Genomic DNA, 16,530 nt, shown 5'->3' with positions numbered 1-16,530 from the left:
GCTACATGCAGCTACACGCAGCTAGCTATGCATATCCGTTACTGTCCGCCGGCATGCTGGCGCAGGAAGCTTAGGAAGGTTACCGCCGAGATCGGCAGCAAGGTCGATTTCAGATGAATAGCGTAGAATTGCCGTTTGAAGGAGGCATCCGTCAGATTGACAATCTTCAGCAGGCCGAGCGCTACTTCATGCTTGACCGAGGAGGTCGAGATAATTGTAATCCCCAGCCCTGCCTCTACCGCCGACTTCACCGCCCCGGTACTGCCCAGCTCCATCACAATCTGCATCGCTGCAGGGTCAAGCCCGTTAGCCTCAAGCTGCTCCTCCATCACCCGCCGTGTGCCCGAGCCGCGTTCGCGCAGCACGAATGGATAGGCGAGCGCCTGCGCCAGCGTCACTTCCGCCTGACCGGCCAGCGGATGCTCATGGGGCACGATCAGCTTCAGCTCATCGCCCATTACCGGCTCAATCACCATGTCCGGGTGGGAGACCGGCGCTTCAATCAGCCCGAAATTCAGCTGATGCTTATGAATCTCATCCATAATCTGTGAAGTGTTCATCACCTTCATCATAATCGAGATATTCGGATATTCCTTGCCGAAGGGCCCCAGCAGGCGGGGAAGCACATATTCACCGATGGTCAGGCTGGCTCCGAGCATCAGGCGGCCCTCCAGCATGTGGGTGAAGGCCGACATCGCCTGATCCGTCTCGCGCATCAGCTGCATGCTGCGCACCGCGAACGGCATCAGCGTCAGGCCGGCCTCGGTGAGTATGATTTTTTTGGTGGAACGGTCGAACAGCTTGGTTCCGAAATAATCCTCAAGCGCCTGAATCTGCATCGTCACCGCAGGCTGGGTCATATGCAGAGTCTGCGCCGCCGCCGAGAAGCTGCCCCGTTCGGACACGGTATAGAAAATATGAAGCTGATGAAAATTCATACGTTACTGACTCCTTCGCTAATTTCAGTCTTCAAGCAAAAAGGCACGCAGCCCTAAGCCGCATGCCTCCCTCGTTTCAAGTATCCTACTTGCGCCTGCGGCGTTTCTTGGACAGCTTCATGCGCCGGGAATGTCGCAGCCAGGAATAGTATCGCTTGAGATCCCGGAGCTGCGGAGTCACCGATATTTTGCCCAGAAAAGATACGATTACCATGACATACAGAGGCTCTCCGGAGAGGGCCGTGACGCCCTCAAGCTGCCTGAAATCAACCACGATCACCGTATCATTATCGATCAGATAGGCATTATAATCACTGTTCGAGTAAGGCCTCAGCCGGTTCTGCTTCAGGGCCTGCCAGATCCAGGCGGTCACCTCCACATTTCCGCTGTCCTCAGCAGCTACCCGGTCCGCATAACGGCTCTTGGCATGCCGGGTCAGCACGATGTCGGCAATCCCGTAGTTATTCAGCATGATATGGAAGGGTTCGTGCCCCCCCCACCAGTCCATCCCCTTGCCCTGCATAGTCATCACACTCCACGTAAAAAGGGTCTTGGCATGCTCTTATTGTTGTCAATCTTACCGCATTGACGGCCGTTGTTCAAGCATACCGCCATCCCCGGGAGAGTTACATGGCGAAACCTCAGCTGCCCGTCCGGTGCATACTGATATCGCTGTCATCGACATAGCTGCTGCCTCTGATCATTTTGCAGCTTTTTTTGAAGCGGGCCGCCTCTACAGACAGCTCCTCAATGGAAGCAAACCGGCGGCTGCGGTTCGTAACCACGGCAATCGAGATCGTGACCAGCGGGATCTCCTCCAGTTGTCCCGAACGGCTCTCGGTCAGCACGTATTTCTGGGCCAGATGTCCGGCATGATAGAAATCCTTAACCGCCGTATCGAACGCCGCGATGATGCTTCTGCAGCATTCCTCGTAGTGATAATCGCTGATAAAAATAATAAAATCATCCCCGCCGATATGCCCCAGGAATCCGTTCATCCGCAGCGCCTCATGCTTTAGCAGCTCCGCAGTGGCCTGAATCATACGGTCGCCTTCCTTGAAACCGTAGGTGTCGTTGTACGCCTTGAAATGGTCAAGATCGATGTAGAGTACACTGAATTCATCCTGCAGCAGCGTCTTCACCATCCACTCGGTAATGCTGATATTCCCCGGGAGCCCTGTTAACGGATTCAGGAAGCTGGCGGCCACCGCCTGAATCTCCGCGAAGTTAAGCAGCAGATCCCTTACGCTAACCGCTCCGAACAGGGCCTTTTCATGAGTCACGATCACATAGTCGTACAGATTCTCATCCTGCCTCGACATCGCCTGCCTGCTTACCTCAATAATCGGCGTGTTATAGTCCACCACCAGCGGATTCTTGTCCATCACCAGTTCCACAGGTCTGCCCATATAGAGCGTATACCCATACAGCGTACCTATTTTCTGATAAAAGCTGATCCTCATAATCAATCCGGCGGTGCGCCCGTTTTCTGTTACGGCTACGCCTTGGAGCTGGGGATTGCTTTTGAAAATCTGGTCCACAAACCCGCATTTGTGATGAATCGAAATGTCCGGGATTTGTTCAGCGATTTCACCGATCTGCAGAAACATGCTTACACCCTCCCTTGACTGGATACTGGAGCACTGGAGACGAAAGCGCTCCACACTCAGACCGATGAGCCGGTCTCCCGAGCGCATAGCCAAGGGTCCCTGTCATATTCATCTAATCCCCCGTATGCCTGTCTTCCTGAATTCAATAACTTCTCTTCAGCATAGATTGGAATTATTAAGCAGGGATAAACTTCGGGCCAGGGCATTGCCTTCTGCGCACCTTTTTTCACACTAACGACCTATTTCGACAATGCTCCTGCCCGGTTAATCGTATACAGCACAGGGATCGCCGCTCCAATGAGGATCACCCCCATGAATGCCGGTGCAGCCGGTCCAAGTGACACGTAGAGCTGTCCTCCAACCAGAGGCCCGATCATTCTCGCCAGCGCCTGAATCGATTGGCTGCCCCCTTGAACCCGTCCCTGCTCGCCCGCTGCGGCAGATTTGGACAGCATTCCGTTGAACGAGGGCCCGAAGACCGAATCGCCGAAGCCGAAGATAAACATCCCCGCGATAAAAAGAGGATAAAAGGCGAACAAGGCTGACAACGCAAACAGGACATATCCAACAATTTCCGAGACCATTCCGAGGAGGGCGATTTGCCGGTCACTGTATCTTTTCAGGAGCTTCGGCATAATGAATCCTTGGGACAGGATATCCTGCAAGCCCATGATGGAGAACATCAATCCGATGATCACCGGCTTCCAGCTGAAATTATCCAATGTGAACTGTGAAAAAATAGCCTGGAATGAGCCATTCGGTATCCACAGCAGGAAGGCGGAGACAAACAGTCTATTGAGGTTCTTCATGGACAGCAGGTTCGCAAGCTGCGTGAAGGGGTTCAGCCTGACTAAGGGGATTGCCTTCAGTCTCTTACTTTTCTCCAGACTCTCGGGCATGAACAGGAAGCCATAACCCACATTCAGTAATGTTACCGCTGCGCCAGCATACATGGGCACCGAATACCCGAACTTGGCCAGCAGCCCGCCCATCGACGGACCAATAATAGTACCGGCCCCTACCACCGCGCTCACCCAGCCAAAGTACTTGGTCCGTTGCTCCGGCGGAAGAATGTCTGCAAAATAAGCGAAGATTGTACCGATGCTCCCGCCTGTGATCCCTTCAATGATCCGCCCGGCGAACAGCACCCATAAAGCCCCTCCAAGGCCAAATATGAAGTAACCGGCAGCAGAACCCAGCAAGCATAGCAGAAGCAAAGGACGTCGTCCGTATTTATCACTCAGCGCACCCAGCACAGGCGCCGCACAGAACAGGCATGCCGCATACACTGAGGTCAGCAGGGTAATCATCACCGCTTGTTTTCCGGGATCGCTAATGTAAGGCTGGACGAGGAATGGAACCACAGGAGCTATGATACTGAAGCCTATTCCGCATAAAAATACTGAGATTAGACCGAATATAAGCGCGTGCTTATCTACTTTTGGTTCTGAAGGTTGATCTTGATTGTCAGCTGGTTTGGATGTGGACATGTATCTTCTCTCCTTAGAGTTTATGATTTGTTTCCTAAGAAACAATATCATCCTAGCACATTTTTGATTCCGAGGAAACAAATTATTGAGCATAAAAAAACACCCTGCCGGGTGAAAGTAACTCTGCCTGTAATATTCTGCTGAAGTATAGAGGGGAAATTAATCTTCTTCCATGCTGTTCTCCAGCTCCAGCTCCTGCTTCTTAATCTCTTCATCCAAATGCCTATTGTACCTCTCCATGAAGCTGAGCATACCGGCATACTGGCTATCGGTCACCTGCTCAAACACGGGTCTGTCCCGCTCCCGAAACTCACGGTGCAATTCGTCATGGATCTGATACACAGCCTTCCCTTGACCAGTTAGCCTGAAATAGATTTCCTTCTGATTGTCCGGCTTCTGGTAGCTCTCGATAAGCCCCTTGTGCAGGAGCTTCCGTGTAATCTTGCTGATCGCCCCTCTGGTCATGTACAAGGCCTCTGCAAGCTTGGTCACGTTGACGTCTGCATGTCGTCCGATGTATTCAATACAGTGCACCTCAGAGGGTTTATTACCCTTAAGACTGATCTCCATCTTGGACTTATTCAGCCAGCTCATCTTATTGAATAATTCCCGGAAAGCGGTTAAGACCTGTTCCTCTTTGTTCATTGGTGGTCCCCCTCTTAAAAAAACAGACGCCAGCGGCGTCTGTCTAAATAACCCTTATCCTTGAACTACAGACCGTAGTACTTGGACTTGTCCGGTCCGTTGCTGGTATATTCCGTCTTCAGTTCATTGCGGTACGAACGCTCAATCTTGCGCACATAAGAAAGTCTGCGGACATTCTTCATGACTTCCTCGGCGCGCTCCGCATTGACGTACATTACCGCATAGTGCATTTTACGGGAAACGTAGTGCAATGTGCCGTACTTCTCCAGGTTGCGCGCCGCCTTGACGTCGCTAACCCATACAATATAACCTGTCCGTTCCGCAAACATAAGCTCATCCGCCTCTCTTTCTCTATCTCCTCACGGGTCAGCTTATCCGCAGGAGCATTTGCCGCCGCTGCCGCATCCGCCTTTGGGGGACGGATCATTGCTGGGAACCTTAATACTGTCCGAGACCGAGAATGCGATCGCCTCAGACATGGAATGAAGAATATCATCCAGCGTCTTCTCCGCATTCTTGAAGCGGACCACCGCTTCGAACTGCTCCAGCTCCCGCTCTACAGCCTCAACCTCATCCTTGGCCGAGTGATAGTTCGGGTGAAAATGACCAAACCGCTGTGTCTCGTCAAACAGCTCCTTCTTGCCTTGCAGCCGCTTGATCATGGCCTGGATTTGGGGATGGTTATCTACCTGTCCCTTCCAGTATAGGTAATCCGACACTTCTGCGGATTGATTAATCATATCGCCTAATTCATAGGCGTATGTCAGCACTTCAGCCATATCGACCGTATTTAATTCCGCTACGCTCATGAACTTCAACTCTTTTCTGCATTTAATGTTCTACCGCAGCGATAGACTACCTTATCATAACATATCCGCCCGCCTCAGCAGAAGAAGAATTTCTGTGCTTAAGCGGATGCAGCAGCTGAATTTCCTGCCAGTCCTCCGCTGCAAGCTCCGTCTCCTCTGCCGTCTCCGTTCCCGGGAGCAGCAGAATGCCCCGTACCTTCCATGGGCGTCCGCTGATCCGTTCAGGAATGAAATCCGCCGCCTTGCCCCCGTAGGAGAGCCGGACCTTGATTCCCCAGCTTAGGGCCTGCTCCATTACCTTTTGCGCTGTAGTGACATGATACTGCCTCCACTGATTGAACCACATCTGCGGCATGGCCTCCTCACCCGGCAGCTCCAGCATCGGGGGGCCGCCCCTGTCCAGCGGCAGGAGCTTCGGGGACGGTCCCGTTCCCAGCAGGCCCCGTTCCCCGGCTGCGGCAGGGAGCTCGTAGCGCAGCGCTGGCTCGTCCGGCCCAGACAGCTCGAACAGCCGCTGCTGGCCCGCAACCCCGTTCAGGTCTCCGGCCCTTACGGACGGCGCCAGACCGGCGGCTGCTAGCTCCTTGCGCAGCTGCCCGGCAGCCTCCGGCCGGACGATGAAGTGGAGCGGGCCGATGCGGGTAACGATGTCCTGCAGCCGGGGATGGGCGGCGATTATCTCGCCCTCCTGCTCTCCGGCGCAGGACAGCAGAAGAACCTCCGCCAGTTCGGTCCGCCCGATCGCTCTGGCCCACTGCCTTAGCGCCAGTATGACCTGCTCCGGCAATCCTCCGGCGGCATGGGCGTTCAGCCAGGAGATCACTTCACCCGGGGCGAACCCTTGGTCCGCCGCGGCTTCCAGCCGCTCACGGGTCAGCCGGAAGCTCCAGAGATCCTCGTGATGCAGCAGCTCCGCACACCCGGCCAAGGTCCAGCGGACCGTATAAGCGACCTCCGGTGGTACCAGCACCTCGAAATCCGGCTGAACAATGAAGCCGGGGGACGCGGAAGCCGATGCCTGCGGCAGCGGGCTACATGCGGCTTCAGCTGCTACGGGTCTCTGCGGGCTGAGGACGGTATCTTGAGCTTCGGCGGCGCTGTCCAGGATTGCTTGGCTGTGTGAGGCTATGCTTGGACTGCTGCTGGCTGTTTCCGGGTTACTGTCCGCTTCTTCTGCACCCTCTTGATGCTGCGGGGTTATTCCTAGGCTATGTCTGGTCAGCTGCGGCTTCCTTGCCTTCCAGCGGAAGCACTCCGCTCCTTCTGCTGAAGACCCCAGCTCACACCAGCCGAAGGCGGCCAGAAGGCGAATCCAGGCAAGTGACGCCTGCTTAAGCCCTGAGTCTGAGCCTGTCCCAGCTGCCCCTGGCACAGGCTGCTCCCCGGCTAGACCATTCTGTCTCATCCAGCTTAGAACAGGCTCTACCGCAAACCACTCGTCCGTCTTAAACTCTGCTGCCGAGAACAAATGTCTGAAATGCTGCTCTTCAGGCAGCGGAGCACCGTAGCGGCTGATTACCAAGGTGTAGAGCGTATCCGTCATCTCTTGTGCGGTAAGAGCCAGCCAGCGTTGCAGCATCGGTCTGTCTACTCCATACCCGCTGTTATCGCGGGTAATCAGCCCCAATACGCTTAGCAGATCAATGATTAATGTAACCGGCAGCGGATAGCTCTGGTGACCGGCCGAGGACTCAAGGAGGGCCAGAGACTCCTCCGATATGGACAACCTTCCGGCTAACCGGCCAAGCTGCTTCTTATGTATCACTCCTTTAGATGTCAGAGGCAGGCCTTCCTGGGCTATGAACAGCAGTCCCTGAAATAGCTCCCCTGCCAGTTCTGAACACGCTGCATGCTCCACCCGGACTGCCCCCTCCACCCGCACCTGCGGGCAGCCCGTCCAGAAGCTCCGCAGGATCAAGGGATACTGCTGCTGCGGAATCTGATACAGCCGCTCCCCCCACACCTTCTGACGCAGCTCCAGCATCCCGGTGTGAAGCAGTTCCTCCAGGGCCAGCAACTGCTCGGCTCTACACAGGAATTCAGGCCGCAGCCGCTCTGCAGAATCCGCTGTACATGGCGAAGCCGCATGCTCTGCCGCTATCCGCAGCAGCACTTCACAAGCATCCGCAGACAGCTTGCCGATATCATCTGCCGGTTCCAGTTCCATCAGAGAACAGCTCCTTCCGCCGGGTCCAGCATCCGGACCCCGTATTCGTAGCCTTGCTCTGTCAGGAACATCCGGCGGCGCAGGGCGAAGTCCTGCTCCCGGCTGTCTCCCGTGACCAGCGTGTAGAAATACGCCCGGTTATCCCCCGGCTTCGGGCGAAGGATTCGGCCCAGCCGCTGAGCCTCCTCCTGCCGGGAGCCGAAGGCGCCGGATACCTCAATTGCTACCGAGGCATCCGGCAGATTCACAGCAAAGTTCGCAACTTTGGAGACAATTAGCACCGGCAGCTTGCCATCATTGAACGCAGCGTAGAGCGCATTCCGCTCCTTCTGCGGAGTCTTGCCCGTGATCAGAGGGGCCGCCAGCTCCAGCGCCATCTGCTCCAGCTGGTCGAGGTACTGGCCGATCACTAGAATCGACGCTGCGGGATGCGCCGCAGCAATCTGCGCTGCGGCCTGCGCCTTAGCCTGATTACCGGCCGCCAGCCGGAACTGTTCCTTCGCACCGGCATACATATATTGCTGCCGCAGCTTCTGGTTCATCGGAACGATGACCTCGATGCAATCGACAGCTGCAATCCATCCCTGCCGCTCCAGCACCTTCCATGGCAGGTCGTAGCATCTCGGGCCGATCAGGGAGAACACATCCCCCTCCCGCCCGTCCTCCCGGACCAGCGTTGCTGTCAGCCCCAGCCGCCGCGTAGCCTGAATATCTGCGGTCGCCCGGAAGACAGGTGCCGGAAGCAGATGGACCTCGTCATAGATAATCAGCCCCCAGTTTCGTTCATGGAACAGATTCATGTGGACAAACGCTCCTCCCTTGGAGCGCCTGTGGGTCAGCATCTGATAGGTTGTAACGGTTACCGGCCGCACCTCCCGGTGCTCTCCCGTGTATTCCCCGACCTCATCTGCGCTCAGCGTGGTCCGCAGCAGCAGTTCCCCGCGCCACTGTTCTACTGAAGTCGTGCTTGAAGTAAGGATCAGTGTCTCGCACTGCAGCTGCTCCAGCACCGCAAGGCCGACAACTGTTTTGCCTGCCCCGCAGGGCAGCACGACCACACCGCTACCGCCATGTCCGCCGGTTCCCTGGAACTTTCGGACAGCCTCCCGTTGATAATCCCGGAGCCGGAACCCGCTGCTGCCTTCTTGGACGTTGTTCCCCAGAGACTCCTGCCAGGCTAACTTCAGCATCTGCCCGTCCCGGTACCCGGCATAGTCAAGAACCGGATAACCCAGTCTGGCCAACTCCTGCTTCAGCAGACCCCGGTTCATCTTCGGACAATGGCTATGCAGCTCCCCGGTCCGGCGCAGGCCCAGCTCCTTCAGCTTCTGAGAGTCATCCAGTTCATCCAGCCGGCTCGCCCGGTCAGCGGTTAACGTAACAAGCTGCGGATCACTCTCATCCGCGTGCAGATGCAAGCTTCCGTAACGGGACATCAGCAGCTCCATCTCCCCCTCGACCTCGGAAGGAATGCCCCACCTGGACAGCCTGCGCAGTCCTTCAATGACCTCTGCCGCTGTCTGTCCCCCGGCTGCGGCGTTCCATAGGGACAACGGCGTGATCCGGTAAGTGTGGTAGGCTGGAGGACTTTTGACAAGCTCGGCAAATCCGCTTAGAACCGTCCGCGCCTCCTCAAATCCCGGATGTCCGCATTCCAGCAGAATTGTCCGGTCATTCCGTGTGATGCATGGCCCCGCCCCTGCTCCGCTCATCCTATTCCCTCCTTGTGTGCTATAGTGGTTCACATTTGTCCCTACAACGAAAAAGCCCACCTCCGCCAAACGGATATGAGCCACTCGTCATTCTATTAATGCAGCTGCTGCTGCTGTGAGATTTCATGGAGCAGCTTCGCAGCCTCATAGATATTGTCCAGCAGAGTAACCGGCACAGGCTGCTCGGTCATCACTTCTTTGACTGTCTTCAAGAATGAACCCTCCTGTCCACGTAACCATGGCATTTGAGAGTAGTTTTTCCTGGAGCGGTAACATTTATACGGATAAGGACTCATTCAGACAGGAGTCGGCCATAGCGACCAGCAGCTTCACGCCATAGAGCATAGCATCCTCATCGAAATCAAATTTGCTGTGATGGTGCGGATAGACGGCATCCTTGGCCGCGTTGCCCGCACCGACGAAGATGAAGCAGCCGGGAATCTCCTGAACATAATAGGAAAAGTCCTCCGCCGGCATAATCTTCTCCATCAGCATCACTTGGGCATCTGTACCCAGCGCCTCAGGGGCAACACGGGCGAAGCGTTCATACTCAGCAATGTCATTCACCAGCGGCGGGTACCCCATCAGATAGTCCACCTTCGCCTCCGTCCCATAGGCTGCGGCTATGGACGCCGCCAACTCTTCAATGCGTCGGCGGATCAGATGACGTGTCTCTTCATCAAATGCCCGCACCGTCCCGGTAATCCGGCAGCGCTCGGCAATGATATTCTGGGCGGAACCGCCTTGCAGCGTTCCCACGCTGACCACAGCAGGGCGCAGCGGATCAACGTTGCGGCTGACAATCGTCTGCAGCCCGGTAACCAGTGCCGCACCAGCCACAATGCTGTCTGCTGTGCGGTGGGGCATGCCGCCGTGTCCGCCCCGGCCGACCAGATCAATGAAGAACTCATCGGCCGAAGCCATCAGCGGCCCCGGCGCACTGCCTACCGTCCCGAGCGGGAACGGCGTCCACAGATGCAGCCCGTAGACAGCATCCGCACCCGCTAGCACGCCTTCCGCAATCATGTCCACTGCACCGCCGGGACAGACCTCTTCCGCCGGCTGGAACAGAAAGCGGATCTCCCCCCTCAGTTCCTCCCGGCGGGAGCTGTAATACGCCGCCGCAGCCAGCAGCATGGCGGTATGCCCGTCATGCCCGCAGGCATGCATAACCCCGGGATGCTGGGAAGCATATTCCCGGCCGCTCTCCTCCGTAATACTCAGCGCGTCCATATCTGCACGCAGGACTACCGTTCTGCCAGTCTCCCGGCCCTTAAGTATGCCTGTCAATCCGTAGCCTGCTGCACTCCGCAGGACCTCAATCCCGAGCTCCGTGAGCCTTGCCCCGACATAAGCGGAGGTCTCCTTCTCCTGATAGGACAGCTCCGGATGACGGTGCAGATGGCGGCGCCATTTGATCATTTCCGGGAGCAGTTCCCCGATCTCTAACCTCTCCATAACTCTCCATTCCCTTCTCTGACAGCATCCTGCGGATAAGCCTGCGGGGCAAGCCCTTGAGCTCTGTCCGCTCCGCAGCCTGCCAACTTTCTTTTATTGTAGCAGAAACGCAAAAAAGTGGGTATTAATCAGCCTGTTCTACCTTGCACAACCCCGGGAAACAGACTATCATGAGGAAGAACAATAACAAATTTTAATTACAAATGAATCATTATACTTCATTAAGGGGAGTTGTGCGCTATGATATTTGAGAACACGGGCCTCGAAGGACTGAAGAGCGACCTTCTTTATCTCGACGAGAGTGCCTCCAAGGCAGGATTCATCAGATGGCAATGGGAATACTACCGCGCGACTTATGACTGCAAGATCGAAGACCGCAAGGACGGCGGCGAATACTTCCTGCGCATTAATACCCGCGCTGTGGAGGGGAAGCTGGAGAAGTCAGATGCGGTACTGGCGATTGAAGCCGTCTATCTGGGCAAGGCCACATTCCCCCACGGGCTGGAATATGAATCCCCGGTGCCTCAGCCGGTGCTTGAGGTAGCCCGGAAGCATATCAATGAATTGAAAGCGCTGCTGGAAGTTTGAGTGCCGCGAAGGGAAAGACGGCCTCCAAAGCCCGCCCGCCCAAAAGAGGAACGCCCGATTTCCAGCTGCTTATTCTCACCCTGCTGTTCGTGGGCTTCGGCCTGCTGATGGTGTTCAGCTCCAGTTCCAGCTTAACCCTTGCCAGTGAGAAATACAGCAATAATGCCTTTTTCTTCGTCAAAAAACAACTGATCTGGGCTGTGCTGGGCAGCTTCATCATGTTCGTGGTAATGAATATCCACTACAGCAAATTCAAGAAATGGTATGCCCCGATCTTCGTGATTACACTCGTCCTGCTGCTGTTCGTAGCCACCACCGAGGGGATTAACGGTGCCAAGAGCTGGATGAGTATCGGAACCCTTGGCATTCAGCCTACCGAGCTGGCCAAGATCTCTATCATTCTCTACCTGGCTGCCCTGATCACCAAAAAAGGCGAGCGCCTGCGCGATTTGCGGACAGGGTATATCCCTGTCATGATTATCGTCGGCATCGTAGCCGGACTGATTATGCTTCAGCCGGATCTAGGCTCCTGTATGATTCTTGTCGCAACCAGCGGACTGATCATCTATGCAGGCGGCGCCAGTATGAAGCACATTATGGGCTCGATTGGCCTGTTGATTCTGGGCGTGGCTCTCGTCTGGGGAGCCAAGACCGCCATTGACTCCCTGTCGCCGCACACCGAGAAGGCTGAGATTAAGCAGGATTACCGTCAGGGCCGTATTGAAGCCTTCCTTGATCCGGCGAAAGATGCCTCGGGCAACGGCTATCATATCATGCAATCCCTTATCGCCCTAGGCGAAGGCGGAACACAAGGCTCCGGGTTTGGTAAGAGTATCCAAAAGCTTCACTACCTTCCTTATCCTTACACTGACTTTATATTTTCCGTCATCGGTGAGGAGCTCGGCTTCGTGGGAACAGCCTTGTTCCTGCTGCTCTATCTGTATTTTATCTGGAGAGGGATTCTGATTTCACTGCGGTGTACCGATCCCTTCGGCACCCTGGTCGGCATCGGAATCATGGGGCTCATCGCCATTCAGGCCTTCATCAATATCGGCGGTGTGACCAATACCATTCCGCTTACAGGGGTTACACTGCCCTTTATCAGCTACGGCGGCTCCTCGCTGCTCGTCACCATGCTCTGCATGGGGATCATGCTCAGCATCTCACGGGAGACCAACCGTCCGGCTAAGGAGGAAGTGGTGAAGTCTGTGACTACGGTCAGACAGGTACGCAACAACAGAAGTGCAGGCACCCGCGCACGCTAAGAGGCTACCTACATACAAAAGAGGGTTGAGCCAACAAGTAGAAAGGCAGTCCGGAATATATTCCGGACTGCCTTTTGCATGGATGCCTAATATAATTGTGCTTAAGAAATCTCGTCGTTCTTGAAGGCTACGCCTTCGACCTTAACGTTAACCTCTACGATGTGAAGCCCGGTCATACTCTCCACAGCCTCGCGGACATTCTGCTGAAGCATGCGGCACACTTCATGAATCGGCGTTTCGTACAGTACGATGATGCGCAGATCTACTGCGGCTTCCAATTGGCCAACTTCGACAGTAACACCCTTTTGCACGTTCTTGCCGCTCAGGCGCTTTGCCCAGCCCTCTGACAAACCGCCAGACATGGCTGCAATTCCGGGAGTCTCAAGCGCGGCCAGGCCGGCAATTTTTGAGACAACGTCATTCGATATCCGTATATTTCCCAATTCCAGTTGAAGCTGTTCTGCCATGCCATATCCCCCCTACTCTCATTATCAATTATTGTAATTCCAAAGCGGCCTAAAAAGCAAATGACTTTCTCTCACCCCCGTTTACAGTCAGGAACAATTTGGGTATATTGATTATGAATTCAACCTACATATAGAGACTGGAGAGTGCTTAACCTTGAAAAAATGGATCTCACCGGCGCTGCTGGTCATCAGCTTCATCCTCAGCGCCATAGGGCATTACGCGAACTGGGATCATACCCTTCAGTTCATATTGTCTGCCGTTTCGGTCATCTTCGTGGCCGGGTTCCTCGGCCGGGCCACAGAGAGTGTAGCCCACTATGCCGGACAACGGCTTGGAGGGTTCCTGAACGCAACCTTCGGGAATGCGGCCGAGCTGATCATCGCCTTCTTCCTGGTCAAGGAAGGATTGTTTGACATGGTCAAAGCAAGTCTGACCGGCTCCATCATCGGCAACCTGCTGCTCGTCCTCGGACTCAGTATTTTTGCCGGGGGCATGAAGTTCAAGGTTCAGAACTTCAATGTCACACTCGCTGGTCTGAACGGCTCACTGATGATCGTTGCGGTTATCGCCCTGTTCGTCCCCGCCATGTTCTTCAACACGCATTCCATCACCGAGAAAGACACCAATGTGCTTAGCCTTGTCGTCGCCGGCCTCCTGATTGCCGCCTACCTCGCCTGGCTGGTCTTCTCCATGATCACACACAAGAAGTACCTGGCGGATGTTACAGACGATACTGCGGAAGAGCTGCCGAATGAGCATGCTCCTGTCTGGTCCCGGAACCGTTCAATCCTCTACCTGGTCCTTGCCACAGTCATGGTCGCCTTCGTCAGTGAGTGGCTGGTCGGCACGCTGGAGACTCTCACCGAACGCTTCGGCTTCAGTGAGCTGTTCGTCGGCGCATTCCTTGTAGCGATTATCGGTAACGCCGCAGAACACAGCGCTGCCATTATGCTCGCCATGAAGAACAAGATCGGAGCCGCAGTCGAGATCGCCGTAGGCAGCAGTCTGCAGATTGCCCTGTTCGTCGCCCCTGTGCTGATCTTCGCCAGTTACTTCATGGGCAACACCATGTCGATTGTCTTCACCACGATTGAGATTGTAGCGATTGCCGTATCGGTGTTCATCGCCAAATCGATTATTCAGGACGGCGCAACCAACTGGTACGAAGGTCTCCTGCTGCTGGCGGTCTATTTGATTCTCGGTGTATCGTTCTATCTGGTCTGAAACACAAAACTTATAAATAATTGTAAAAAAACGCACATGATCGACCCCCGGGTCTTTCATGTGCGTTTTGTTGAAAATATAAGAATTAAACGGTACCGTCCTTTAACAAGGACGGCAAAGCCGTTTCCACTTGATGACCGGGACTTACATCTCCCGTTCCTCAGCCTTCTTGTTCAGTGCCTCGTATAGTACAGCCAAATTACGTTCCAGCTTGCTCAGCACCTGCTTGCCGGTAAGCTCCGGTACCAGCCCCGCTCTGACCGCAAAATCGACCTCTCTGGAGAAGCCGTACATCTGGGTATCCAGCACTTCCTCATAGAGAGGGCAGTAACGGGTTGCCAAATTCTCCATCTGTACTTCAATGAGCTTCTGAATTTTATCGGCATCTTCTTGAAGAAGATTGATTGCTTTGATATTGAGCTGTTCCTGCAAATCCGATGAAGTCATGCATTTTCCCCCCCATGTCCAAAAGTTACAGCAGCGATTGCTTATTATTCTTAATATTAGTCGAAATTAGGACCTAATACAAGATTGCAGTTTGGGTTATTCCTGAAGTTCCTGCAAAATCACCTGGTTCCACAGCAAAGACGCCCAGCCGCAAGGCCGGACGTCTGAGAAGAAACTGGAATTACTCTGCTACTACTGTAAAATTCAAATTGTGTTTGGCGAAAACTTCACTCATGGCTTTCTTGGCTTCCTCGGCATCTGTGCCATGTACATGCAGCTCATAGCTTTGGCTGGATACCAGGGTGGTGAACAAGCCCAGGATGCTCTTCACATCAATGTACTTGTTGTCCGCTTGAAGAACGATAGATGAATTAAATTGGCTTGCTGTCTGTGCAATATCCACGATTGCCGCATTGTTGGACATAGGAATCCCTCCGCAACTTGATTATATACTTATGTTCACTTGTTACCAATTCCATGATACATTGAATCCGCTTACTCACGCAAGGTGTTTCTTGGAAACCGGCCTTTACGTGCTTTTGGAATCCGGCTTTTGTACCATTTTATTTCAGGTTCTCCGGATTCAGACCTTCCAGCTCCGGCACCACAAAAATTCCGTCCTTACGGATCAGCACATCGTCGAAGTAAATTTCGCCGCCGCCGTAATCAGGACGCTGAATCAGCACGAGGTCCCAGTGAATGGACGAACGGTTGCCGTTGTCCGTCACATCATACGCCTGGCCCGGTGTGAAGTGCAGACTGCCGGCAATTTTCTCATCGAACAGAATATCCTTCATCGGATGCAGAATATAAGGGTTGAAGCCGATGGCGAACTCACCGATATGGCGCGCCCCGTCGTCGGAATCCAGAATTTCATTCAACCGCGCGGTATCATTGCTGGAAGCCTCTACGATCCGGCCGTTCTCGAACGTAAACTTCACATTCTCGAAGGTCACCCCGTTATAGATCGATGCGGCATTATAGCTGATCGTTCCATTCACGGAATCGCGGACAGGCGCGCTGTACACTTCTCCGTCCGGGATATTTTTCTGGCCGGAGCATTTCTCCGCCCCGATTCCCTTGATGGAGAATGTAAGGTCTGTTCCGGGACCTGCGATACGCACCTTGTCGGTTCTGCGCATAAGCTCAGCCAGCGAATCCTGGGCTTTATCCATTTTGGCATAATCCAGGTTGCAGACTGCGAAGTAAAAATCCTCGAAGGCCTCAGTGCTCGTGTTGGCGAGCTGAGCCATACTGGCGTTAGGATAACGCAGCACCACCCATTTGGTGTGCTTGACACGCTGCTCGCTATGTACCGGGTGGGAATACAGGGAGTTGTAGAGCTTCATGTTCTCTTCCGGCACATCGGACAGATCATTGACATTCTCACCTGCACGGATGCCGATATAGCAGTCCATCTGCTTCATCCGGTTCAGGTCGATCTCCGCCCAGGTCTTGATGCCTTCAGGTGTTGCATATTTGAGCATACTGCGCAGAACAGTGCGGTCGGTCAGCTGCACAAATGCACGGCCTCCGGCCTTCCCCACTTCCTCCACAACGGCTTTGATCAAATCTCGTTCACTGCCGATCATTTCGACGAGCACATTCTCGCCGGGCTGTACGTTTACGGAGTAACCTACAAGGTTCGCCGCAAGCTTTTGAATCCGGGGATCATTCATCTGTCTCTCTCTTCCTTCCTCTTGCTGAAA

The 16,530-nt window shown here is 54.5% G+C and carries 17 protein-coding genes; 3 read left to right on the top strand and 14 right to left on the bottom strand.

Annotated elements, in window-relative coordinates; translation table 11 throughout:
* Window positions 1-38 precede the first annotated feature (38 nt).
* The 10 genes from NST69_RS12030 to NST69_RS11985 form a co-directional block, all read right to left on the bottom strand.
* Window positions 39-938: a selenium metabolism-associated LysR family transcriptional regulator gene (locus NST69_RS12030; RefSeq protein ID WP_036729432.1), complete on the bottom strand. Its 900-nt coding sequence runs from the start codon at window positions 936-938 to the stop codon at window positions 39-41.
* A gap of 85 nt (window positions 939-1,023) precedes the next feature.
* Complete coding sequence (locus tag NST69_RS12025) at window positions 1,024-1,461, bottom strand: hypothetical protein (RefSeq protein WP_342549410.1); 438 nt, start codon at window positions 1,459-1,461, stop codon at window positions 1,024-1,026.
* Between the two features lie 118 nt (window positions 1,462-1,579).
* Window positions 1,580-2,548: a GGDEF domain-containing protein gene (locus NST69_RS12020; RefSeq protein ID WP_342549409.1), complete on the bottom strand. Its 969-nt coding sequence runs from the start codon at window positions 2,546-2,548 to the stop codon at window positions 1,580-1,582.
* Between the two features lie 239 nt (window positions 2,549-2,787).
* Window positions 2,788-4,038: an MFS transporter gene (locus NST69_RS12015; RefSeq protein ID WP_342549408.1), complete on the bottom strand. Its 1,251-nt coding sequence runs from the start codon at window positions 4,036-4,038 to the stop codon at window positions 2,788-2,790.
* A 159-nt stretch (window positions 4,039-4,197) separates the two neighbouring features.
* Complete coding sequence (locus tag NST69_RS12010; RefSeq protein ID WP_342549407.1) at window positions 4,198-4,683, bottom strand: MarR family transcriptional regulator; 486 nt, start codon at window positions 4,681-4,683, stop codon at window positions 4,198-4,200.
* A gap of 65 nt (window positions 4,684-4,748) precedes the next feature.
* A complete protein-coding gene (locus NST69_RS12005; protein WP_036694997.1) occupies window positions 4,749-5,012 on the bottom strand; it encodes a YlbG family protein in 264 nt (87 codons plus the stop codon).
* A 42-nt stretch (window positions 5,013-5,054) separates the two neighbouring features.
* On the bottom strand, window positions 5,055-5,492 hold the full coding sequence (locus NST69_RS12000; protein WP_036729443.1) for a YlbF family regulator: 438 nt from the start codon (window positions 5,490-5,492) through the stop codon (window positions 5,055-5,057).
* Between the two features lie 46 nt (window positions 5,493-5,538).
* On the bottom strand, window positions 5,539-7,659 hold the full coding sequence (locus tag NST69_RS11995) for a helicase-associated domain-containing protein (RefSeq protein WP_342549406.1): 2,121 nt from the start codon (window positions 7,657-7,659) through the stop codon (window positions 5,539-5,541).
* Window positions 7,659-9,371: a DNA repair helicase XPB gene (locus NST69_RS11990; protein ID WP_342549405.1), complete on the bottom strand. Its 1,713-nt coding sequence runs from the start codon at window positions 9,369-9,371 to the stop codon at window positions 7,659-7,661. Before NST69_RS11990 ends, NST69_RS11995 begins: the two co-directional genes overlap by 1 nt.
* Window positions 9,372-9,647: 276 nt before the next feature.
* Complete coding sequence (locus NST69_RS11985) at window positions 9,648-10,829, bottom strand: amidohydrolase (RefSeq protein WP_342549404.1); 1,182 nt, start codon at window positions 10,827-10,829, stop codon at window positions 9,648-9,650.
* 240 nt (window positions 10,830-11,069) lie between these two features.
* On the opposite strand from NST69_RS11985, the gene NST69_RS11980 reads away from it, so the two are divergent.
* Both NST69_RS11980 and ftsW read left to right on the top strand, forming a co-directional pair.
* Window positions 11,070-11,417 (top strand): YugN family protein, encoded by a 348-nt coding sequence (locus NST69_RS11980; RefSeq protein ID WP_342549403.1) that lies wholly within the window; start codon window positions 11,070-11,072, stop codon window positions 11,415-11,417.
* Window positions 11,414-12,682, top strand: a complete 1,269-nt coding sequence (gene ftsW, locus NST69_RS11975) for a putative lipid II flippase FtsW (RefSeq protein ID WP_339313923.1) — start codon at window positions 11,414-11,416, stop codon at window positions 12,680-12,682. Before NST69_RS11980 ends, ftsW begins: the two co-directional genes overlap by 4 nt.
* Window positions 12,683-12,783: 101 nt before the next feature.
* Here ftsW and NST69_RS11970 read toward each other — a convergent pair whose 3' ends face one another.
* Complete coding sequence (locus NST69_RS11970; RefSeq protein ID WP_036695005.1) at window positions 12,784-13,149, bottom strand: Asp23/Gls24 family envelope stress response protein; 366 nt, start codon at window positions 13,147-13,149, stop codon at window positions 12,784-12,786.
* Window positions 13,150-13,303: 154 nt separating this feature from the next.
* Between NST69_RS11970 and cax the strand changes: the two genes are divergently transcribed.
* The gene (gene cax, locus NST69_RS11965; RefSeq protein ID WP_076074340.1) at window positions 13,304-14,374 is read left to right on the top strand and encodes a calcium/proton exchanger; all 1,071 of its coding nucleotides are present in this window, start codon (window positions 13,304-13,306) and stop codon (window positions 14,372-14,374) included.
* A 144-nt stretch (window positions 14,375-14,518) separates the two neighbouring features.
* Here the strand turns inward: cax and NST69_RS11960 are convergent, their stop codons facing one another.
* The 3 genes from NST69_RS11960 to NST69_RS11950 all read right to left on the bottom strand — a co-directional run bounded on the left by NST69_RS11960 (window position 14,519) and on the right by NST69_RS11950 (window position 16,500).
* Entirely contained in the window at window positions 14,519-14,821 is a 303-nt protein-coding gene (locus NST69_RS11960; protein WP_036695007.1) for a YlaN family protein, read from the bottom strand.
* A 181-nt stretch (window positions 14,822-15,002) separates the two neighbouring features.
* Window positions 15,003-15,245 (bottom strand): HPr family phosphocarrier protein, encoded by a 243-nt coding sequence (locus NST69_RS11955; protein ID WP_036695008.1) that lies wholly within the window; start codon window positions 15,243-15,245, stop codon window positions 15,003-15,005.
* 139 nt (window positions 15,246-15,384) lie between these two features.
* On the bottom strand, window positions 15,385-16,500 hold the full coding sequence (locus NST69_RS11950; RefSeq protein WP_036729456.1) for an aminopeptidase: 1,116 nt from the start codon (window positions 16,498-16,500) through the stop codon (window positions 15,385-15,387).
* Between the last annotated feature and the right edge of the window lie 30 nt (window positions 16,501-16,530).

The sequence above is a fragment of the Paenibacillus sp. FSL P2-0089 genome (genome assembly GCF_038595095.1).
Taxonomy (GTDB): Bacteria; Bacillota; Bacilli; order Paenibacillales; family Paenibacillaceae; genus Paenibacillus_AQ; species Paenibacillus_AQ silagei.
The sequence above is the reverse complement of the archived record's forward strand: the minus strand, read 5'-3'. Positions and strand labels throughout refer to the sequence as shown.